The sequence below is a fragment of the Dulcicalothrix desertica PCC 7102 genome (genome assembly GCF_003991905.1).
GTDB lineage: Bacteria > Cyanobacteriota > Cyanobacteriia > Cyanobacteriales > Nostocaceae > Dulcicalothrix > Dulcicalothrix desertica.
This window is the reverse complement of record NZ_RSCL01000009.1, coordinates 287,014-308,596: the sequence shown is the minus strand read 5'-3', so window position 1 is coordinate 308,596 and position 21,583 is coordinate 287,014. Positions and strand designations below refer to the sequence as shown.

The 21,583-nt window shown below is 39.3% G+C and carries 23 protein-coding genes and 1 tRNA gene; 15 read left to right on the top strand and 9 right to left on the bottom strand.

The genetic code is table 11. The features are described from left to right. Positions 1-75: 75 nt before the first annotated feature. From DSM106972_RS20745 to DSM106972_RS20735, 3 genes are all read right to left on the bottom strand, one after another. The gene (locus tag DSM106972_RS20745) at positions 76-282 is read right to left on the bottom strand and encodes a hypothetical protein (RefSeq protein WP_127082487.1); all 207 of its coding nucleotides are present in this window, start codon (positions 280-282) and stop codon (positions 76-78) included. Positions 283-371: 89 nt separating this feature from the next. After that, on the bottom strand, positions 372-494 hold the full coding sequence (locus DSM106972_RS54950; RefSeq protein ID WP_267901136.1) for a hypothetical protein: 123 nt from the start codon (positions 492-494) through the stop codon (positions 372-374). 131 nt (positions 495-625) lie between these two features. Next, positions 626-1,498, bottom strand: a complete 873-nt coding sequence (locus DSM106972_RS20735; RefSeq protein ID WP_127082486.1) for a metallophosphoesterase — start codon at positions 1,496-1,498, stop codon at positions 626-628. Positions 1,499-1,609: 111 nt separating this feature from the next. Between DSM106972_RS20735 and der the strand changes: the two genes are divergently transcribed. Both der and DSM106972_RS20725 read left to right on the top strand, forming a co-directional pair. Continuing rightward, positions 1,610-2,977: a ribosome biogenesis GTPase Der gene (gene der, locus DSM106972_RS20730; RefSeq protein WP_127082485.1), complete on the top strand. Its 1,368-nt coding sequence runs from the start codon at positions 1,610-1,612 to the stop codon at positions 2,975-2,977. Between the two features lie 178 nt (positions 2,978-3,155). Beyond that, positions 3,156-4,121, top strand: a complete 966-nt coding sequence (locus DSM106972_RS20725) for an energy-coupling factor transporter transmembrane component T family protein (RefSeq protein WP_127082484.1) — start codon at positions 3,156-3,158, stop codon at positions 4,119-4,121. A gap of 2 nt (positions 4,122-4,123) precedes the next feature. Here the strand turns inward: DSM106972_RS20725 and DSM106972_RS20720 are convergent, their stop codons facing one another. Then, positions 4,124-5,272, bottom strand: a complete 1,149-nt coding sequence (locus DSM106972_RS20720; protein WP_127082483.1) for a serine/threonine protein kinase — start codon at positions 5,270-5,272, stop codon at positions 4,124-4,126. 134 nt (positions 5,273-5,406) lie between these two features. Between DSM106972_RS20720 and DSM106972_RS20715 the strand changes: the two genes are divergently transcribed. The 6 genes from DSM106972_RS20715 (at position 5,407) to proC (ending at position 10,570) form a co-directional block, all read left to right on the top strand. After that, entirely contained in the window at positions 5,407-6,819 is a 1,413-nt protein-coding gene (locus tag DSM106972_RS20715) for an anthranilate synthase component I (RefSeq protein ID WP_127082482.1), read from the top strand. Positions 6,820-7,002: 183 nt separating this feature from the next. After that, positions 7,003-7,404, top strand: a complete 402-nt coding sequence (gene acpS, locus DSM106972_RS20710) for a holo-ACP synthase (protein WP_127082481.1) — start codon at positions 7,003-7,005, stop codon at positions 7,402-7,404. A gap of 141 nt (positions 7,405-7,545) precedes the next feature. After that, positions 7,546-7,824 carry a transcriptional coactivator PipX gene (pipX, locus tag DSM106972_RS20705; RefSeq protein WP_127082480.1) on the top strand — a complete coding sequence of 93 codons (279 nt, stop codon included), beginning with the start codon at positions 7,546-7,548 and terminating at the stop codon, positions 7,822-7,824. A gap of 50 nt (positions 7,825-7,874) precedes the next feature. Continuing rightward, positions 7,875-8,540 carry a YggS family pyridoxal phosphate-dependent enzyme gene (locus DSM106972_RS20700; protein WP_127082479.1) on the top strand — a complete coding sequence of 222 codons (666 nt, stop codon included), beginning with the start codon at positions 7,875-7,877 and terminating at the stop codon, positions 8,538-8,540. Positions 8,541-8,983: 443 nt separating this feature from the next. Next, positions 8,984-9,589 carry a cell division protein SepF gene (locus DSM106972_RS20695; protein WP_073619788.1) on the top strand — a complete coding sequence of 202 codons (606 nt, stop codon included), beginning with the start codon at positions 8,984-8,986 and terminating at the stop codon, positions 9,587-9,589. 168 nt (positions 9,590-9,757) lie between these two features. After that, positions 9,758-10,570 (top strand): pyrroline-5-carboxylate reductase, encoded by an 813-nt coding sequence (proC, locus tag DSM106972_RS20690; protein ID WP_127082478.1) that lies wholly within the window; start codon positions 9,758-9,760, stop codon positions 10,568-10,570. On the opposite strand, the gene mazG is transcribed toward proC, so the two are convergent. Further along, entirely contained in the window at positions 10,559-11,356 is a 798-nt protein-coding gene (mazG, locus tag DSM106972_RS20685) for a nucleoside triphosphate pyrophosphohydrolase (protein WP_127082477.1), read from the bottom strand. The two genes, proC and mazG, sit on opposite strands and share 12 nt — an antisense overlap. A gap of 2 nt (positions 11,357-11,358) precedes the next feature. Further along, positions 11,359-11,955 carry a metal-binding protein gene (locus DSM106972_RS20680; RefSeq protein WP_127082476.1) on the bottom strand — a complete coding sequence of 199 codons (597 nt, stop codon included), beginning with the start codon at positions 11,953-11,955 and terminating at the stop codon, positions 11,359-11,361. A 358-nt stretch (positions 11,956-12,313) separates the two neighbouring features. Between DSM106972_RS20680 and DSM106972_RS20675 the strand changes: the two genes are divergently transcribed. The 6 genes from DSM106972_RS20675 to DSM106972_RS20655 all read left to right on the top strand — a co-directional run bounded on the left by DSM106972_RS20675 (position 12,314) and on the right by DSM106972_RS20655 (position 15,604). Beyond that, positions 12,314-12,386: transfer RNA gene (locus tag DSM106972_RS20675), tRNA-Val, on the top strand. A gap of 163 nt (positions 12,387-12,549) precedes the next feature. Next, entirely contained in the window at positions 12,550-12,930 is a 381-nt protein-coding gene (locus DSM106972_RS20670) for a S16 family serine protease (protein WP_233787902.1), read from the top strand. Further along, positions 12,917-13,087, top strand: coding sequence for a hypothetical protein (locus tag DSM106972_RS53620; RefSeq protein ID WP_233787432.1), 171 nt, complete (start codon positions 12,917-12,919; stop codon positions 13,085-13,087). Before DSM106972_RS20670 ends, DSM106972_RS53620 begins: the two co-directional genes overlap by 14 nt. 285 nt (positions 13,088-13,372) lie before the next feature. Continuing rightward, complete coding sequence (locus DSM106972_RS20665) at positions 13,373-14,878, top strand: UbiD family decarboxylase (RefSeq protein ID WP_127082475.1); 1,506 nt, start codon at positions 13,373-13,375, stop codon at positions 14,876-14,878. An 81-nt stretch (positions 14,879-14,959) separates the two neighbouring features. Beyond that, the gene (locus tag DSM106972_RS20660; RefSeq protein WP_127082474.1) at positions 14,960-15,307 is read left to right on the top strand and encodes a translation initiation factor; all 348 of its coding nucleotides are present in this window, start codon (positions 14,960-14,962) and stop codon (positions 15,305-15,307) included. Positions 15,308-15,445: 138 nt separating this feature from the next. Further along, positions 15,446-15,604 carry a YqaE/Pmp3 family membrane protein gene (locus tag DSM106972_RS20655; RefSeq protein ID WP_019488807.1) on the top strand — a complete coding sequence of 53 codons (159 nt, stop codon included), beginning with the start codon at positions 15,446-15,448 and terminating at the stop codon, positions 15,602-15,604. A gap of 62 nt (positions 15,605-15,666) precedes the next feature. On the opposite strand, the gene DSM106972_RS20650 is transcribed toward DSM106972_RS20655, so the two are convergent. The 3 genes from DSM106972_RS20650 to DSM106972_RS20640 form a co-directional block, all read right to left on the bottom strand. Beyond that, the gene (locus DSM106972_RS20650; protein WP_127082473.1) at positions 15,667-16,491 is read right to left on the bottom strand and encodes an ATP-grasp domain-containing protein; all 825 of its coding nucleotides are present in this window, start codon (positions 16,489-16,491) and stop codon (positions 15,667-15,669) included. A 675-nt stretch (positions 16,492-17,166) separates the two neighbouring features. Next, positions 17,167-18,300: a DNA repair protein MmcB-related protein gene (locus tag DSM106972_RS20645; RefSeq protein WP_127082472.1), complete on the bottom strand. Its 1,134-nt coding sequence runs from the start codon at positions 18,298-18,300 to the stop codon at positions 17,167-17,169. A 94-nt stretch (positions 18,301-18,394) separates the two neighbouring features. Continuing rightward, positions 18,395-19,069, bottom strand: a complete 675-nt coding sequence (locus DSM106972_RS20640; protein ID WP_127082471.1) for a hypothetical protein — start codon at positions 19,067-19,069, stop codon at positions 18,395-18,397. Here DSM106972_RS20640 and DSM106972_RS20635 point away from each other — a divergent pair, their 5' ends adjacent. Next, positions 19,070-21,544: a DEAD/DEAH box helicase gene (locus DSM106972_RS20635; protein ID WP_127082470.1), complete on the top strand. Its 2,475-nt coding sequence runs from the start codon at positions 19,070-19,072 to the stop codon at positions 21,542-21,544. Positions 21,545-21,583: the final 39 nt, after the last annotated feature.

The following is a 21,583-nucleotide window of genomic DNA, read 5'->3' as shown; positions in this document are numbered from 1 at the left end:
CAAATTCAAAAAATGAACTTCTATTTTGCGTGATTCCTATAGATGTAGTAATTATAAATATTGAGCGAGTTCGTTTTATTGCCCACGTCCTGGTTTACAATCAGCAAAACCTAAAGCCTCTGTGTCCAGGAAACTGGCAATTGCCATTTCAATGACTGCTTCAATAGGATACTCAATTTCAGTGGCATGGGCAATTAAGGCTGCTTGAATTCTTTCGGGCAGGCGCCCTAAGATAATTTCTGCATCAGAAGAATCAAGTTGCTCTTTCGTTTTCGCTTGCATAGCTTTATTGTTCGCTTGGGATTTGCACGTTGTAAGGAGGTTCGGTTGCTCTTAAGATAATAGCTTCTAATTCTAATAGTAGCGCAGCATTATTCCAGTAAAAGATTGGTAAAATCTCTACTTAATGATTGACATTCTTCAAATGGAGTAAAAGCGATTGCATTCAGAATTTCTCTAGCTTGGGCAAGTATTTCAGAGTTATTTGTCGGCATTTTGGCAGCGCTGGTAATTGCACAGAAATTATGTTCTCACATTCTGTCTTGCTTGTAATTGTAAAAGGAGCCAAATATACATTTAACAAGGACATTGATTATTTAAAATTGCCCATCCGTTACATCCGTTTTTATCCGTTGCCAATTTTTTCAGCATGAAGTGTAATAACGGTAATTTCTGGACGACAATTAAATCTGACATGAAGTCCTGTCATACCTACACCTCGGTTTGTGTATAATTTCATTCCACCAATTTGATAGAGTCCTGCGTAATATTTTTTACCTAAGTCAGGTAATACAGGTGGTTTTAAAAAGGGTAAGCGTATTTGTCCAGCGTGGGAATGTCCTGATAATTGTAAATCAAACCTGTTGGTTGCGGCGCTGGTGTCGCCAAAGTCTGGTTCGTGTGCTAGTAATATTGCGGCGCCATTTAATGGTAAGTTTTGTAGCACTAAGTCTAACCTAGCTTTTCCTGCCCAAACATCATCTACTCCAGCTATATACAATTTTGCTGTTCCACGTTGTAATATATAATAGGTATTATTGAGATTGATGACACCAGTTTCTGCCATTGTTTTTGCAATCGCTTCGGGATTGGCGCCATAGTCATGATTCCCTAACACTCCAAATTTACCCTCTTTTGCGGTAAGTAGACCCAGTGTCTGTTGTAATTTAGGAATAAAGCGTTGTTGCTCATGTGTTACCAAGTCACCTGTAATTACTATTGAATCAGGGTTTTGCTGATTGACTAATCGAAAAATACGCTTTAAACGTGCTGAAGTCATCCATCGATTGACATGGATATCACTAATTTGTACAATTCTATATTCGTTAAATTCTTGTGGAAGGTGTGGAAGACTTAATTGTAGCGATTTAATCTCAATCCAGTTTGGTTCTATGAAGTAAGCGTATAGTAAGGTACATATTCCGAGTATAAATAAGCCTGACTTGATAAATCTAAATACCCTTCGGCGTGTATAACGGCGTTGCTTATAGTATATCAAGGTTCAATCTCCAGTCTTTTAGACTTATTTTTATATACCCTGTACTGTTTTAAGTTTGAATTCGTTTAACTGTCAAATATAAATATTTTAGATGGAGCTAACTAAACTATTATGAGTTTACCTGTTGTTGCTATTATCGGGCGCCCCAATGTGGGCAAGTCAACTTTTGTAAATCGTCTCGCTGGTGAACAAACTGCTATAGTTCACGATGAACCAGGTGTGACACGTGACAGAACCTACTTAAAAGCGTTTTGGCGTGATAGAGAGTTTACAGTCGTTGATACAGGTGGTTTGATATTCAACGATGATACCGAATTTTTACCGTTTATTCGCCAGCAAGCGATGACGGCACTCTCTGAAGCAAGTGCTGCTATTCTTTTAGTCGATGGACAAACAGGGCCAAATTCTTCTGATGAAGAAATTGCCTCTTGGTTGCGAGTTCAAAAAGTTCCCGTCTTGCTTGCAGTCAATAAATGCGAATCTCCCGAACAAGGTTTAATGCAAGCTGCTGAGTTTTGGTCATTGGGACTCGGTGAACCATATCCTATTTCTGCTATTCACGGTAGTGGTACAGGTGATTTACTCGACGAGTTAATCAACCATTTACCGATGGTACAAGATATACCAGAAAACGAAGAAATCAAAATTGCGATTGTCGGGCGCCCAAATGTCGGTAAATCAAGTCTATTAAACGCATTCGTTGGTGAAGAACGCGCCATCGTTAGTCCCATTTCCGGTACAACCCGCGATGCAATTGATACATTCATTGAACGTGACGGGCACAAATATCGTCTTATCGATACCGCAGGAATTCGCAGAAAGAAAAGTATCGAATATGGTACAGAATTCTTTAGTATTAACCGTGCATTCAAAGCTATTCGACGTTCGGATGTAGTGTTATTAGTAATAGACGCACTGGATGGAGTCACCGACCAAGACCAAAAACTAGCGGGACGAATCGTTGACGAAGGACGCGCGTGTATTATTGTTGTAAATAAATGGGACGCAATTGAAAAAGACTCCCATACAATTTACGACTATCAGAAAGCGCTTGAAGAACGATTACATTTTACCGAGTGGGCAGACACAATCTTTGTCAGCGCTCAAACCGGACAGCGTGTTGAAAAAATCTTAGAACTAGTCACCAGCAGCGTTGAGTCACATCGGCGCCGTGTTAGTACATCTGTTATCAACGAAGTTCTCGAAGACGCAGTACACTGGCATTCACCCCCAGTTAGTCGCGGTGGTAGGCAAGGTAAAATCTATTATGGCACCCAAGTAACAACGGCGCCGCCAACAATTGCCTTATTCGTCAACGAGTCCAAGCGTTTCAACGATAACTATCGTCGCTACATCGAGCGTCAATTCCGTCAACAACTAGGTTTCAAAGGTACACCTATAAGAATACTATGGCGCAGTAAGAAAGTTCGCGACGCAGAAGGCAGCGTTATTACCACAAACCGTGCAACGCGAGTGTAGTAAAGAGTGCTGAGTAGAAAGTGCGCTCGTGCTGAGTATGGGGAGAAGAGTGGAGAGTAAAGAGTAAAAGATAAGTGATGAAATATTTGAAGATAATGTGCTACTACTTATACAGCAAAACTCTTTTACTAAGCACTCTTTTACTAAGCACTCAGCACTCAGCACTTTCTACTAAAAAATGGATTTACTTCGCTCTTTACCGCTTGGTCTTTATCTCGAACAACCGCAAACCTGGTTACATAAGATTGACCCCCGTGTCAAGATTTTTTGGTTGATGAGTTTTTTGACTACTTACACTTTCGCTAATAATGAATGGCGCCTGTTGTTGGTGGTACTTTTAGTATTGACTACTTTACTATCTGGTATTCCTCGACGCATTTGGCAACAACCTCAACAAATGGCAGGGTTGTTGTTTTTAACGTTTTTTGTGTTTGTGATTGGATGTTTTACTCCCGATGGACTCGGTTTACATTATCAACCCCGTTTACCTGAATATCAGGTTGTTACACAATCTCAACCCACACCTACACCTACACAAACTCCTTCTATATCTACTTCTACTCCTACTCCTACTACATCTAATCAAACTAGTAGTAAAAAATATACATATGTTTTATTTGAACGCGGTGTTTTTAAAGTTACTCGTCGTTCACTTGATTTAGCTATCAGAATTAGCACTATTCTATTTACTGTTTTATATAGTAGTAATCTATACTTAATTACAACGGCGCCGGAAGAAATCACTGCTGCTTTAGAAGATTTGATGCAGCCGTTAAAAATGTTTAAATTACCAATCACAGAAGTGACTTTAACGTTAACTCTGTCGTTGCGATTTATACCTTTAGTGCTAGAAGAAATACAGAATTTAATCCGAGCGATAATGACACGCGCTATCAATTGGAAGAAAATCGGATTCAAAGGTGCTGCTAAAATTTGGCTGACAGTTACAGAACGATTATTTGATAATTTGTTTTTGCGTGCAGAACAAATGGCAAGTGCCATTACAGTACGTGGTTTCACAAGTCCCAACCAGCACCGTGTTCAATGGCACGATTTTAAACTCAAACCACGCGACTGGTTGGCAATTATGTTACTTATACTATTTTGGGGCGCCAGAATTGTTTATGGTAATGATGTTAATTAAGGTTAAGGGGAATCTAATTTCATATCTCTTAAGTCTTCTTCACGTAAATCGGCAGTTCTATATCTACAGTCAAAACATTGATGCACTTTTTTGAAGTGTTTTGGTAAGTGTAGTTTTTTACCAGGCTTAATAAGTGGTTTATTCGGAACTTGTAGCGGTAAAGGTTGCGGTTGTATTGTGTGTAATGTAAAAGCACTCAATAAACCTAAACTTAATGCACTTAAACTCAATCCAACCGCCAACGGGTATTTATAATTTACTTTATGAGTACGAATCGAACTACTTGTATTATTAATTGCCAATAATGCTCTTAAAGCGGTTGCAGCATCGAGAAATCTTTGTTCTTGATTGGGTGCAACCATTTTTTCTAACCAGTCAACCCAGTACAAGTTCAGTTCTGGCAATATTTGATGAATTTTAAAACGAAACGAATCGTCTATTAAATTTCCAACTTGACTGGATGGTGTTTGTGTTAACAAGCATATTAACGTTGCACCCAAACTATATAAGTCTGATGCTGTTGTCAATGACCTGCCTAATATTTGCTCCGGTGGCATAAACCCTAGTGTACCTTTCACCGTTGTACTGGCGCCCATTTCTTCCCCACTCATCCGCGCCAATCCAAAATCAACTAGATATACACTCGATTCATCTATTAATATATTCTCAGGTTTAATATCGCGATGAATTATTGACGGCGCCTGCTCTTGTAAGTATGTTAATATCTCTAACACACCTGAAGCTACTCTAAAAGCATTATCTAAAATTGAGAATGACTGTTGGGGAGATAACATCCATACAGCTAAACTAGAAGCATTAATATACTCTTGGACTAAGCAAAAACCTTTTTCTGTCTCAAAACAGTCAAGATATTTGGGTATTTGCGGATGGTCTAGGTGTTGCAGTAAATTAATTTCTTGTTCAAATGCAGCAAAACCTGACCAACTGGCGCCTACTGTGGCAAATTGAAATTGTTTAATAACTACATACTGCGAATCTGTTTTGGCTTTGTAGGTGACTCTACCACCACTCAGGTTTTGTCCTAATACACATTCAACAGCATAACCGAACTCACTAAAGTCAGGTAATTTGTTCGGAAATTTAGAAGTGTGATTAAAAATACTGTTAGCGTTGTTGTTAGGACGACTCATACCCATTCACCAATTGGAGAGAATTACACTATTCTGGCGAGGAACTCTAATTGTTGTACTATCTATATTCCACCTTTCGGTGATTGGTTACTAAAAATGCAACAAACCTTTCTCCTTTCCCCCCTAACACAAGCATGACAACTCGGTACTGGCACTCACAACCACTCAAAAATCGCACTGGTTCAAATATTTTTGCCGCTTTGTTCTCTAATCATACTTTTGCGACGCTACTTGAAAGTCCTTATCTGAATGGCAATGATAATGATAATCAAAAATTAGCACGGTATTCAATTTGTGCAGGCGCCCCACGAGTTGTTGAGGGACAGCTACAAATGTGGACACCCCAGTTAGGAGAAATTTTACCTTTTTTGCGACAATTACAACAAGAAGTAGATTTTATACCAGCGTCTGCTCCATCTCTTCCTTTTACAGGTGGTTGGTTAGGTTGGTTAGGTTATGACGTAGCGTGGGAAATTGAAAAGTTGCCTTATCATAAATATGACTCATTGCCGTTTCCGGTTGCGTATTGGTATGAACCTGAAAGCTTTGCTGTATTAGACCATATTGAGCAAGTACTCTGGCTGTTTTCAACTGAGCTTAGTCATGTATATGATATGGAAGCACAACTAGAACACAAAATACATCCAGTAGATAATAAAAATTCTGTGACAACAAAGCTTTATACTTTATCTTCCCAAGAAGAATATGAAGCTGCGGTACAACAAGCTAAAAAGTATATTCAAGCAGGTGATATTTTTCAAGCTAATTTATCACTGCGTTTTACTACAGAAATTAGTGCTTCTGGGTGGGATGTTTACCAAACGCTACAAAAAATTAATCCTTCCCCTTTTGCTTGCTACTATAAAACACCTTGGGGAGAAGTTGTTAGCTGCTCTCCTGAAAGACTCATTGAATCCACATGTAAAGACGCGACATGTAAAGACACGACATGTAAAGACGCAATTAATTGCGTCTCCACACGTCCTATTGCTGGAACACGTAGACGTGGTACTACTCCAGAACATGACGAGCTACTTGCTCACGAGCTACTAACTAGTGCAAAAGAACTGGCAGAGCATATCATGCTGGTTGACTTGGAGCGTAATGACTTGGGGAGAGTTTGCAAGTGGGGAAGCGTAAAAGTTGACGAGCTATTGACTATTGAGCGGTATAGTCATGTTATGCACTTAGTGAGTAATGTGGTGGGAATTTTAAAACCAGAATTAAATGCTATCGATTTAATCGGCGCCATGTTTCCAGGTGGTACGATTACGGGGTGTCCTAAAATTCGCTGCATGGAAATTATCGAAGAAATCGAGCCAGTACGTCGCAGTTTATTTTATGGTTCCTGTGGTTACATTGACTGGCGAGGTTATTTAGATTTGAATATTTTAATCAGAACTTTACTCGTGGCGCCCAACGGTAATAATAATACTGTCTGGGGACAAGTTGGTGCCGGAATTGTCGCAGATAGTGACCCAGAACGCGAATGGTATGAATCACTACAAAAAGCCGAAGCTCAACTAGCTGCCCTACGTATCCTATAGCACCACACATCCTACAGCACCACACATCCTACAGCACCACACATCCTACAGCACCACACATCCTACAGCACCACACATCTTGTAAGGGCGGGTTAACAGATAACCTAAAACGTAGTTTAATATCTCGTAAACCCGCCCTCTTCCCAAGACCCATCCCCTCCCATCCAAGGCCCAAAACCACACATGAACATCCGAGTCGGGACAGATATAGTCTACATACCCAGAATACAAGTACTAATAACACGCTTTGGTAATCGCTTCTTGCAACGTGTATACACACCCAACGAACAGCAGCACTGTGGAGTTAGTAATGAACTTACTCGCATGGCAATAAATAAACTTGCTGGACGCTGGGCAGCTAAAGAAGCGGTTGTTAAAGCTTTAGGCACAGGATGGCGAGGAATTGGATATACTGATGTAGAAATTTGCCGCCATTCTTCTGGTGTCCCATTTGTTGTATTCCACAACAAAGCGGAAGCTATTGTCACTGCTTCAGGGGAGCTAGATAACAATTGTCAACTTAGTTTAAGCCATGATGGAGATTATGCTACCGCTACCGCCATTTTTGTGGCGCCAGGAACATAAACAATTCTCAGTTTGCAGTTATCAATTCGCAATTATATGATTTTAAGCAAATCTTCCAGCGAAATATGGTAATAATTAGGCTGAATTTTCGTTATTAGTAGAGAAAAGGTTATATGTACAAAAAAGAAGTAACAGCACTAGATGAACTCAGATAGCTCAGAAACTTATATAAATCATCCAACTTGGGGTTTACTCTACCGAATAAGCTTGGTGGATGATAACCAAGAGCTTTTCACAACCCTTTACGCACAGCGTCTATTCTTTATAGTGACTGTCGAAGCCAAAAATATGAAGTTCCAGTCTATCGGACGCACGGAAGCACGGATGATGCTCGAAAATCGCCTGCGTTCCCTACGCCGTTCTGGCGCCTCAGAAGAATACAATCAGCTTCAAAGTGTTTTCCAGCGCACTTTTAATTAACATCCACTAATTAAAACAGACGCGCTCTTCGCCACCCAAACCGCGCGCATATGAGCAACCCATACCACGACCGCATCAACCAAATTCGTTCTCAATTACCCGCTCAGGTTCGATTAATCGCTGTTACAAAGACAGTTCCTGCGGAGGTAGTTCGCATCGCTTACACCGCAGGAATTCGCGATTTTGGCGAAAGTCGAATCCAAGAAGCTGCCGCAAAACAAGCTTTACTCCACGATTTACCAGATATCACCTGGCACTTCATTGGTCGTTTGCAAAGCAATAAAGCCAAAAAAGCTCTGGAGCTATTTCAGTGGATTCATTCTGTTGATACAGTAACGATTGCTCAACGTCTCAACCAGCTCGCTTCTACAATGAATCTCAATCCCCACATTTGTTTCCAAGTCAAAATTCTTCCTGACCCCAACAAAGCTGGGTGGGATATCCCCCAGCTGCTCGAAGATTTGCCTTTATTAAACGAATGTAAAAGTTTACAATGTCAAGGTTTGATGACAATTCCACCTTTAGGTTTGAACGAAATACAAACTTTAGAGGTGTTTAACCAAACTCGTGAATTAGCGGAAAAAATCAATGCTCAGAATTGGTCAAATATATGTATAGAGCAGCTTTCAATGGGAATGTCGGGTGATTATGAGCTTGGGATCAAAGCAGGCGCCACAATGGTCAGATTGGGAACTATTCTTTTCGGCGCCCGTTAATGAAAGCAATCTATACACACGCTGAGAGGCAGTCTAGACAAATGATACAGGCATTAAAACAAGATTAAATAAGGCATAGCATGGTATTAAGTATCGAAGATTAACTTCGGTACTGACAATATTTGATACTAAAAAAAACTATCGCATCCTGATTCACGAAGGCGTGCGAAATATAGTATTTACAAATGTGTACCTATTTAAAATATGGGTCGAAAGAAACTTTTCCTAGCGGACTACTTAGGATATAATCTTGACTCATTGTTACGTATAAAAATATGTTCTAACGTTAAGGCGTAAGACTCATAGATTTTATTTGTGCGTGATAGATGCTACAAATGACGGTAGAATTCTTAAATTGTCCGTGCGAAAAAATATGGTGAAGACAGCGAAAAGCTATTTTTACCTAACTAAGTCAAGGTATTGAGTACCAGGAGCGTGTCAAAATGAACAACATATTTACCAAATTAAAAGACTTCGTTGGTTTAAATGAACCAGTAGAAGAGTATGAGTACTACGAAGAAGTCGATAATGATAATTATCAGAACATCTACCAAGAGCAAAATCCACCACAACAACCAGCACCACAACCAGCAGAAGCACCAGCTAACAATGGACGTTGGCGTGAACCCATGACTACAATGAATACTGGTGTAGCAGGTGCAAAAACAATGAATAATGTAATAGGTATGCCCGGAGCTTTAAATGGAATTTCGGAAGTGTTAGTGCTTGAACCACGGACGTTTGAAGAAATGCCCCAAGCAATTCAGGCACTACGTGAACGTAAATCTGTGGTATTGAATTTAACAATAATGGATCCAGATCAAGCGCAGCGAGCAGTTGATTTTGTTGCAGGTGGAACATACGCACTTGATGGACATCAAGAACGTATTGGCGAAAGTATCTTCTTGTTCACACCAAGTTGTGTACAAGTAAGCACTCAAGGTGGCGTTTTACACGAAGTGCCACAGCATCCAGCACGTCCAAATCGTCCTCCTGCCACAAACCAAACTCAAACTTGGGGCTCTGACCCAGTTCGTATGGCGCAGTAACTAAGTACCTTTATTCGCAGCAATTTAAGTTATATCAGGACAAATTTGGGCACCGGGATTTTATAGGGGAAAATAAATTAAAATTCCTTGCGAGATGAATCTTTCTTAGGCTGGAAAGATTATCATTTATCCGAATTTGATGTTTAGTATTATTAGGGTGAATTCGACTTGTCAGTAAAATTTGGCTTAATCGGTGGCGGGGTAATGGGTGAAGCGCTGTTATCCCGTCTCATCAATCAAAATATTTATAAATCTTCGGAAATTATTGTTAGTGAACCTTCGAATGTACGGAGGGAGTTTTTGGCTAGTAAGTATTCAGTGCAGGTGGTTGGGGGAAACACTGAAGTGTTTATTACGAGTGGGGAGGTAGTGTTTTTAGCCGTGAAGCCCCAGGTATTCACTAGTGTAACTCACGAAATTTCTAGTGTCATCAGTCAAAGTCATTCTCCTTTGGTAGTATCTATTTTAGCAGGGGTAACTTTAGGACAGTTGGAAGCAGCTTTTGTCGGTTTACCTGTGGTACGTGCAATGCCTAATACTCCTGCCACTGTAGGCGCCGGAATTACAGCAATTTGTGCGGGTAAAGATACTCAGGCAAATCATTTAGAGAAAGCGCGTCAGTTATTTTCAGCAGTAGGGGAAGTAGTAGAAGTTTCTGAAAGTTTGATGGATGCTGTGACGGGGTTATCGGGAAGTGGACCTGCGTATGTAGCATTAATGGTGGAAGCTCTCGCAGATGGTGGTGTTGCATCTGGTTTACCACGTCCTATTGCCCAGCAATTAGCATTACAAACAGTATTAGGTACAGCTACATTATTACATGAAAGCAAAATTCATCCGGCTGAATTAAAAGACCGGGTGACAAGTCCAGGTGGTACTACTATCGCTGGAATAGCTGAATTAGAGAAAGCAGCATTTCGTTCAGCTTTAATTCAAGCTGTTAAAGCAGCTACTAACCGTTCGCAAGAGTTAGGTAAGTAATTCTTTTTTTGCACGTTGCCAAAGTTCTTCTAATTCTGCCAAGCTATATTCGGTAAGTGGACGGTCGGTAAACGCTTCCATTTTTTTGAGTCTTTGAATAAAGCGTTGATTGGTTCCTTGTAATGCTTCTGCTGGGTCGATATTATTCCAGCGTGCAAGTTGGACGAGTGAAAATAGCACATCTCCAAATTCTGAAGATTGCTGTTGAGGTGTTTCGTGCGCTAAAGCTTGTTTAAATTCTTCTAGTTCTTCCGCGAGCTTGTTCCAGACTCCATCTATATTTTCCCACTCAAACCCGGCGCCTGCCGCTTTTTGAGAGATTTTCATTGCCGCTGTTAAAGGTGGTGATTTCTTCGTGTATTTATCTAGCTTTGTGCTGAGTAATGGTTTTTGACCAGATTCTCCTTTTTCTTCAGCTTTTATTTGCTCCCAATTTTGCCGCACTTCATCAACGCTTTCTACTGATGTATCACCAAATACATGAGGATGGCGCCTAATTAGTTTTTGTGAAATGCCTTCCGCAACTTCTTTTAAAGAAAAATCTCCATGTTCACTAGCTATTTGTGCTTGTAGTACTACTTGTAACAGTAAATCTCCGAGTTCTTCGGCAATAGCATTTTTGTCACCGCTTTTAATTGCGTCTACTGTTTCGTATGCTTCTTCTATAATGTAGGGTGTTAGAGTTTGCGGTGTTTGCTCTAAGTCCCACGGACATCCCCCATCGGGGTTACGGAGTTTTGCTACTACATCAATTAGTTCTTGTAATGCCTGGAGATTTTCGTTCATAATTATTTGCTTTTGACTTTCCGCTTTCTGACGACTCGTTTACGTTTCTTAATTTTGCCATTATTTGCTAACCCCTTTAAATATTGACGAATTCCTTGTTTTTTAATGCGCTTGTAAGTCGAACCCGTCCAATCGCTAAGATAATGACTCATGGCACCGAATTCTAAACCGAGAAACAAAGCGATAAATTCAGCCTTATGAATAACTACTGTATTGGCGATGCTATCAACCAAACTATGCCAATTAAGAGTTAAATTACCGCTTTTCTCACCAATCAACAAAACAATAACTGTAACAACACTAATAAAACTTGTAAAATAAAGTACTCGTAACGCAGTCCCAATAACAGGCCCATGCGATAAAAACGAACGATGACGTAGACTCTTTTGATACGGTAACCAAATCCACTTGAACCATCCCCAGCGCTGATACTGCACCGAGTATATATCCAAGTCAGGCCCAAACATTAACCCACCCAACATAAACCCCGTAGCAATAAGCAGCGTAATATTCCCGTTACGCGTTTGCCAAAAAGTGGCGCCAACGAGAACAGGCAAAACCCAAATAGTAATACGGTCATGAGTCCGACCAGAAGGCATAAGAGAGTGCTGAGTAGAAAGTGCTGAGTGCTGAGTGAGGAGTAGAGACGGCGATTTATCGCGTCTCTAAAAAGTTAGGAGTAGGTTGGGTGGAGGCGCCTCAGTTCCAACATAATATACTTTATATATTTGTTGAACGCCAAAGTCGGGTGTGTGGCGCCATCAACCAACCTCAAACAAAGCTATAACCTAGTGGCGCCACGCACCAGCAAAGTACAAAATTAAAAGTATTCTCGCTAAGTATATTATTTAAACTGCCCGCCCACAAACATTATTTATCACTTTCCCAAAAAACTTTTAAAAAAGACTTGCATAATCAAAACAGCTTTGCTATATTTAATTCTGGCAAGAAAAACACGGGTGGTTAGCTCAGTTGGTAGAGCGCCTGCCTTACAAGCAGGATGTCACAGGTTCGAGTCCTGTACTACCCATAGGTCAAATTATTTTTATCTAGAAAAAAGATGACATGGTTACACTTTTAAGCGAAGTTAGGATATGTCATATTTTGCGCGTCAAAAGTTGCTTATCCAACACAGTGGTGTCCATCCGTTACTTTAGTAGGTATTTCCGAAATCGAAGAACCATCAGTCATGATTGAGTGATTTTTCGAGCATGGATGACAGTGGAATGATTGGAGCCTTTAAACTTGAAGTGCAAACGGTTCCTGGTAATGGCAAATTAACACGTACTGGCGCCGCCAATACAGCCAAGATTAAATATGGCGCCAATATTGCCTTGAATTACTTTAAAGCTAACTCCCAGCCAGTCAGTGCGAAGATTTACCCAAATAATTTTGATTTTTTAGTTCAGCTATTAGACCTACAAGGGGTTGGTGTTCCCTCAGAAAGCGGACTTGCACTATTTATATCCTTGTGTTCGGTTTGTCTAAAACGTAGCGTTCAAACACAGCTAGCAATATTTGGCGAAATGACCCTCGGCGGTACAATTAGCCCAGTTCGTAATGAGTGCAGGTAGTTTGCAAGTCGCATTCGATGCAGGCGCCAAACGTATATTATTACCAATGTCCAGCGCTGTTGACTTGGTAAGCGTCCCACCAGAGCTTTTTGCTAAATTTCAAACTTCCTTTTATACCGACCCCATTGATGCCGTATATAAAGCCCTTGGCGGTTGATTAGCAACCGATGAGCGCGGATGTAACGGATGATTTGTTTGTTAGAATAAAATGTTATTTTGCGGCGCCTCTAAAAACGAATCAACTATCCGTAAAGTTTTAAAACAACACAGGCAAGGATGCCTGTTCCACAAAATAAAAATTTACTAGTATCAAAAAAATCTAGTTACTTAAAATAACCCATCCGCTACATCCGTTCATCATCCGTTGCCAATCATTCGTTGCCAGAAGAACACATAATATAAATAGCGCTTAACACTTCTTAATTATTGGAATATCAGTAGAATGGCACGAGATTTACGTGGATTTATTAAAATATTGGAACAACGGGGACAATTACGGCGAATTACGGCGCCCGTGAACCCAAATTTAGAAATTGCTGAGATTTCCAACCGAATGCTCGCAAAAGGTGGACCAGGGTTAATATTTGAGAACGTTAAAGGCGCCGCGTTCCCGGTTGCAGTAAACTTAATGGGGACGGTGGAGCGTATATGTTGGGCAATGAATATGGAGCATCCCCTAGAGTTAGAAGACCTAGGCAAAAAGCTGGCAATGTTGCAACAACCAAAACCACCAAAGAAAATTTCTCAAGCAATCGATTTTGGTAAAGTATTATTCGATGTCGTCAAAGCAAAACCTGGACGTGATTTTTTCCCCGCATGTCAGCAAGTAGTTGTACAAGGTGATGATTTAGATTTAAATCAGATACCAATGATACGTCCATATCCAGGTGATGCAGGTAAAATAATTACCCTTGGACTGGTAATTACAAGGGATTGTGAAACTGGTGTACCCAATGTAGGTGTGTATCGTTTACAGCTACAATCCAAGAATACAATGACCGTACACTGGTTGTCTGTAAGAGGAGGCGCCCGTCATTTACGCAAAGCCGCCGAACGTGGTAAAAAGTTAGAGGTTGCAATTGCACTTGGTGTAGACCCCTTAATCATCATGGCAGCAGCAACACCCATACCTGTAGATTTATCGGAGTGGTTATTTGCTGGTTTGTACGGTGGTAGTGGTGTAAGTTTAGCAAAATGCAAAACAGTAGATTTAGAAGTTCCTGCCGATTCCGAAATAGTACTTGAAGGTACAATAACACCAGGTGAAGTATTGCCAGATGGGCCATTTGGCGACCATATGGGATATTACGGTGGTGTTGAAGATTCACCATTAGTACGTTTTCAATGTATGACGCACCGCAAAGACCCTATTTATTTAACTACATTTAGCGGGCGCCCACCAAAAGAAGAAGCGATGATGGCTATTGCGCTCAACCGTATATATACCCCAATTCTACGCCAACAGGTTTCAGAAATTGTAGATTTCTTCTTACCAATGGAAGCATTGAGCTACAAAGCGGCAGTTATATCTATAGATAAAGCATATCCAGGACAAGCTCGTCGTGCTGCGTTAGCTTTTTGGAGCGCACTGCCACAATTTACATATACTAAATTTGTAATTGTGGTAGACAAAGACATCAATATACGTGACCCACGTCAAGTTGTCTGGGCAATAAGTTCCAAAGTAGACCCCACACGTGATGTCTTTATTTTACCCAACACTCCATTCGACACCTTAGACTTCGCTAGCGAAAAATTGGGTTTAGGTGGACGCATGGGTATTGACGCTACTACAAAAATACCACCAGAAACAGAACATGAATGGGGGGCGCCTTTAGAATCCGACTCAGATACTGCCACAATGGTAGAAAGACGTTGGGCTGAATATGGTTTAGGTGACTTACAGTTAGGAGAAGTTAACCCAAATTTATTCGGTTACGATATGTAACCTAGAAACCGGGTTTCTTGTGACATACAATAAAAACGATAATCTAAAACAGAAACCCGGTTTCTTCTCTTATCTTCTCTTATGGCAAAGAAAGCAAATTCCTCAGACGGTTTAGCTTGGCGTGAATTTGGTGATGGTGTAAAAAACTCAGCAGCATTCGAGCGACCTGTTGAGGAATTACCACCTGAAAAGCAAAATTTGCGTGTGCAAGCAACACGTGCAGGACGTAAAGGTAAAACTGTTACCGTCATTACTGGTTTTCAAGCCAAACCAGAAACTCTACAAGCCTTATTAAAACAGTTAAAAACGCAGTGCGGTACAGGTGGCGCCTTAAAAGACTTGGAAATAGAAATACAAGGCGAACACAAACAGAAACTTTTAGAAATTCTCACCAAAATGGGTTACAAAGTCAAAATTAGTGGTGGTTAAACGATTGTACGAAATTTTAGTACGGTTTCCCGAATCTTGAACGTAATCATGTTTTCTCGTGTTGTTATTAAACTTGTAGATATAAAAAAGTTAGATGGTTAGCCCCAACTGGCGCCATCATCCTTAAGGAGGATGTAAATGGATTTAGTTCGGATTATCTGTGCTATTTTCTTGCCCCCACTGGGTGTATTTTTACAAGTTGGTATTGGTATAGATTTTTGGATTAATATACTACTAACTATGTTTGGATATATACCAGGTATAATTCACGCAGTTTGGATTATAGCTAAGAAATAACTGGCAACGGATGTAACGGATGTAACGGATGTAAGTAATAAATCATTCGTTACATCTGTTTTTTAGTTGTTTATAGCTTCATATTCTTCAACCGCAGAACTGGCGCCTGCTTGTATAATTAAATCTAAATCGCATCCATATTCACCTGCACAACTATAAGAACCTAGCTCGAGTACGTACAGTTCTCTTTGAGATTCACAAATATCTATGGTGTATAATGCTTCTGGGTACCAATTTACACAAGCTAAAACTTTGTGTACATAATTTTCAAGATATCCACCTTTGATAATTTCATTAATCCGTTCTTCACCAACTAGGTATAGTGAACCTGTGATAACTTGGTTTTTATAGACAAAAAATCTCCATTCTTTGGTGATGGGTTGTTTTGGACTGACTAACACTAAAATTGTGTCATTGGTATTTAATTCAGATTTTAATGCTTTAATTGTATTAAGTCTATTTAAATTAAAGGTGCCAGCGTTGAATGGCTTCATATTGCTATCTGGTCGGATAAATACTTCACCGTCGGAGTTAAAATATTCGAGAATTTCGTCTTTCCTTCTAATTAGCTCACCTAAAGACAGAAAAAAGTATTTATTGTTGAGTAAAAACTGGCCAAAATAATTATAATATGTAGAGCAACGTAAATTCTTCTCATCCAAATAGGCGCCGGGTATCCAAGGAGTCTTTAGAACATTGCGACCTAAATTCAGAGTACCTTTAAATATCACACAATCATCCAGAGTAAAATACTCATTGGCACCAGAACTAATATACTTAAGATAACTAGTTTGTTTATAAAAATATCCATGTCTTTCTAAGGTATCGATAAATTCTTGATGACGGTCAAATATATCTTGTTCTATTAACCAATTAGCTTTTATCATAATTATTTTGTAGTAAGTACGTTCTGGTATTATGTTTTATAGGATAACCGAATAGAAAAAATAAATACCTTGTTTGAATATATAATTCAAACAAGGTTAAGCACAATGTATGGCGTTGAGAATCATTTAGTTAATTGTGACTGCATAGGAAACTATATTTTTTTATAGTTGATATTCATTATTCGCTCTTTACAGTTACTTGTCATTAGTAATTATATTGAAGTTAAACATGTGTCATAAATATAACATAAGTGTAATTACGTATGTAATCGAATGTAGATTTATATGTAGAAACGTTACATGGTTAGTCTTTACAGGCGCCAATATAAATAGGGATATCCAAAAGATAGAGATACAAAACTTAGTATCAGGTGTTATAGAAAAGATTTAAGGAGGTGCTATATTGAAAATTGTATCGTCATTGAATAAAGTATTGATATTAATAAGCGCGGGGCTAGGCTGAAAGAATACGCTTTTAAGTAGATGTTACAAGCTTGTTACTGTCAATAATATATAGACGTATAGTTCACATATTCCTCTTTCCTTTAATAGGAGGTTTACCAATGGTTGCGATTTTTGCTTTTTTGGGTGGATATGTATTGTTCTCAGCTTTGTTTGTTTCAAAAATGGAATAATAATAACCGTGTAGAGACGGAGACGCGACATGTCACGTCTCTACATTGTGTCGGTTTCAATTTCTGACCATCCGAGTACTTGTTCGTATAGGGTTTCGTATACAGAACTTATCTTGTTACCAGTCAGGCGCCGCGAATAGCGAATAACTTGTATAGGATATGCTATAGAGTCACTTAGCTTTGCTGAAAAATCTATACCTAAAATGCCAATGAAGTCAAATTGTGATGCTGTGTCTCGAAGTGTATCTAATAACTCGGTGTTATCGAGCGGACTGGCAAAACAAAGATAATTACAGTATTCTGAATAATTTTCCCAATTTGCGAAGTATTCTAAATCATCGGTGCAACTAATAATTTTGACGGCAAATAAGTCTTTTGGCTGTTTAAAATTCCACCGAACTACACCAACTAAATCTAAACGCAGTACTTCTGATTTGATAATAGGTACTTCTTGGTGCGTTGTCCAATGTTTTGGAGCGTGTCTAATATTTGTATAGTTTTGCATCCAAGTGCAATCTTCTTTAAGCGCACGTTTGATTGTCGATGCAATTTGACGACTTGTAAAGCGACTACTTGCTGCTGGTATCGCTTTAATTTCAAGTTCTCCTTGTGTTTGCTCAATAAATGTATTAAATGCCGTTCCTCTCCAATGCCCTAAATGTTCTATTTTTCCTTCTTGTCCTTTGTGCGGGCGCCCACGATTTGTGCGTGCTTCTGTAATCGGTGGTCTATAATCTTTTTCTAGGCGCCGACACTCTGCAACCGTTGCATCTCCAGAAAAAACTCGCTTTTTTAAAGTCTCAAATACCGGAGTTGGCGCCTGACGTTGGAGTTTTTCAAGTTTTTCTAAAGCTTCGGGTGGTATACGCGCAGCTTTATGAACTTCCTCTAAATCATCGTTTCCTGTTAACTTCAGAAAATACTTCGCAGCTTTGATAAATCGCCAAAGTAATGACGGTTCACGGTCGTTGGTAACAGCTAACTGTCGCACCCAAGCCGAAAACGAAGAAAAACCACCTTGTCTATAAAGCTTTTCTTGCTGTACATTCAACGTCAGCTTCGCCATCTCTGTCCAATCTGCCCGATTTTTAGTCAGTAATTGCGATAGACGATTTTCAATATCTGTTAATTTTGGTTCTTCTGGTTCTGTCGTTAACTTTTTGCTTGTTGCCATTTAAATCCTAGACAGAATTGTTGTAATTCTTAGTATTCTTGAGATATCATATTTAGCAAATATATTCAACAATTGTTATAAAAAGTTTACCAAGTTACATATTAGTTATTTTGATGCCATCTGGCAGTGCCACTAGCTTATACTTTTTGTCAGCAGTCGGGCGCCATTGAGTTGTTTCAATTTCACTTGCAGGAATGTATATTAAGATACCATCTTGGTTCGATGCGACAATTTCGGCATATTTATTGACCTTTGTATTTGATTGTTCAACTACGGTTGTTTCTTCTACTTCAGGAATAAGAGCATAATTAGAAATATAAATTTTATCATTTTCTCTATACCCTTGACAAAGGTATATTAGATTATTAGTCATTTTAAATTTATTATTTGTTTGCACAGGAATTGTGATATTTGTACTACCTTGGGCATTAAGTAAAAGCTCTACAGCACCAGTGCGGATTGTTTGCTTGACCCTAGCTTGAATAATAAATACTTCTGATTTAGCTTTTTGATTCAACTCAATAATGTGATAATAAATAATTTTTCCACCACTATCACAAATTGGAATTATCGAAAAGTATCCTAATTTATCTATAACATCAGTGTCTTGTGAACGATAATTACCTTTGATTTTAATCGGGAAAACCAATCCATCCGATTCGCACTTAAAATATTTTTCATTATCAACTAAAATAATTTTACCTATTTGCGTAAAATTGAGGTAAAATTTATTATTCCGGTTGCTTAAGTCATTGTTATTATCGTGCATATGTTATTTACTGCAAGCGCCATCCAATTATCTAGCATACAACAAGAGTTGTTAGAAAAAATTGAAAATCACTACCACTCAGGTAAAAAATCATGCTTATTGTTTTTGCCTACAGGTGGTGGAAAGACTGTGGTAGCAGCAGATTTAATCGCGCGTTGGGTACAAAACGGTAAACGTATCTTGTTTTGCTGTCACCGTACCAAGTTAGTTGGGCAAACAGTAGATAAGCTACAACGATTTTATGGCATTGCCTCAAGTGTTATCCACGGCGCCAACCCTGTCAATTATAAGGCGCCTGTACAAGTGGCAATGCTACAAACCCTTAGTAACCGTGACTTACCACCCGATATAGACTTAGTAATTTTCGATGAGGCACACACCACAAGTTACTGGGGCACTACATATAATATTATGCTGCACTACAGCGGTGGTGTATTTGCTCTAAGTAAATGTAAATTTTTAGGATTAACGGGTTCACCCTGGCGTACAAAACAACAGCAAGGTTTTTGTCAATTTTATGATTCTTTAGTAGTTGGCCCATACCTCGACGAACTAGCAGCGTTGGGTGAAGTTACACCAGTACGCCATTTTGGCTGGGGTGGTTTAATTGACTACTCAAAGTTGACGATGGGTACCGATGATTATACCGCCGAGTCATTAGAATTGGTGTGTGATGCCACATTTAACGAAAAAGTCGTGCTTGAATACAAACGGCATTACGGGCACTTAAATTCAGTAGTCTTTTGTGGCACAGTCAAACAAGCAACAGATGTGTATACACAACTTAATAATGCTGGTTTACGTACAGGTTTAATTGTTGGAACTACATCAACTAAAGAACGCGATGACCTGTACGAACAATATAATGCGGGTATTATTAAAGCACTAGTAGGTGTTTCAGTATTTACCGAAGGGTTCGATGCGCCTATATGTAACGCCGCAGTACTTGCTTACCCTACAGCCAGCTTATCCAAACTTTACCAGATGAGCGGGCGCCCAACACGAAAATATGCGGGTAAAACCTACGCTTATTTGCTTGACTTTTGTGATAATTTTTCAAGACTAGGATTTGTGACTGAGCATCATCCAATCTCATTATGTCCAATTGAAAAAGAACCACAAACATTTGAGCCAAAATTAAAATCGTGCCCACAGTGTAACGCTTTAATTAATCGCTACGCGCGAGTTTGTGAATGCGGCTATATATATAGTAAGTGTAGTAACCTTGCCGCTGAAATTAAATCGAGAAGTCGTAAACCTGATTTTAGCCAATACGGTGAGCTTTTAACTCTCTCTGAAAGGCACCAAGTCGCTTACTTACGCAGGAAACTACATAATATCATCAATAAAGGTAGTGACCCCAGCTTAGTAGTACGAATATTCTTTGAACATTACCGAAAAGTGGCGCCTGTTGAATGGTTCTTAGGTGCGGTGTTCGATGGCGATAAATCACCTGCAAAAATGCAAGTTTGGTATGATTATCTCAAAAGGGTACGACCGTTCGGTGATGAATGGTGGTATCAATATTGGATGGAAGCGGAGTTTGGGAATAAAGCTGTAAATTTTAATAATAATAGTAATTGGTGTAAATACTTTGGGTGTGGCGCCGATGCAACATGGGAAGAAGTATTTGAATCATATCGTATGCGAGTAGTGAGCGCGAGTGAAAATGACGTAGTAAATGCGAACGTCATGTTGACATATGCGGCTGTTGCATTAAAACAATGGGATTATGTAAATACCTTTACAGCCAACCGTGCGCGCGTTTCTGGGATACAAATGAAGATGCTACAACTAGCATCAGATGTAATTGCGGCAATAAAAGAGTGTAACGTCGCAAAATTAAAAACACTAATTAACCAAGACCTACATCTGTGGCAAAGCGCGATTAAATATTTGACACATGAAGAGCGCATTCAACTAACGAATCTGCTTAAATCTTATAATAATGAAGCAGAAGAAATTTTAACCCTAAACTCGAATAGTGTACAACCAACAGATTATATTGGTAGTTGGTGTTTATTGAATGATAACAGAACATGTTTAATAATCAAATTCGATAGTAGTAGTGGTCATTTTGTTGGCATGTTAGGAGAGAAATATATCAACTTTGGATTTAATAGTATTGATTTGATAGTAACTCTTGGTTTAAACATGAACGACGAAAAATTACCAACAGAAACACCACCATTGTGGTCAGAGATAATAGCAAAACAGGCGCCACCATTTTATAAACTATTAGATAAACTGTATATTTTTGCGAATCATCATCAAACTCGTTGCGAATTGGAATTATTCGCATCCAGTATAATTTATAAACGACTTGTAGATGACTTATTTAATGGATTATTGGCGCCGATAGCATCTATATTAAAACCAGAAGATTCTGGAAATCCTCCTAGATTGTTAGTGCGACAATTCCCACACAAATCCCTGGCAACGGATATAACGGATGTAACGGATGAGGGAAAGTGACATTTGGCGCCGTAATCTTAATATTAAGCGAGTATGTAA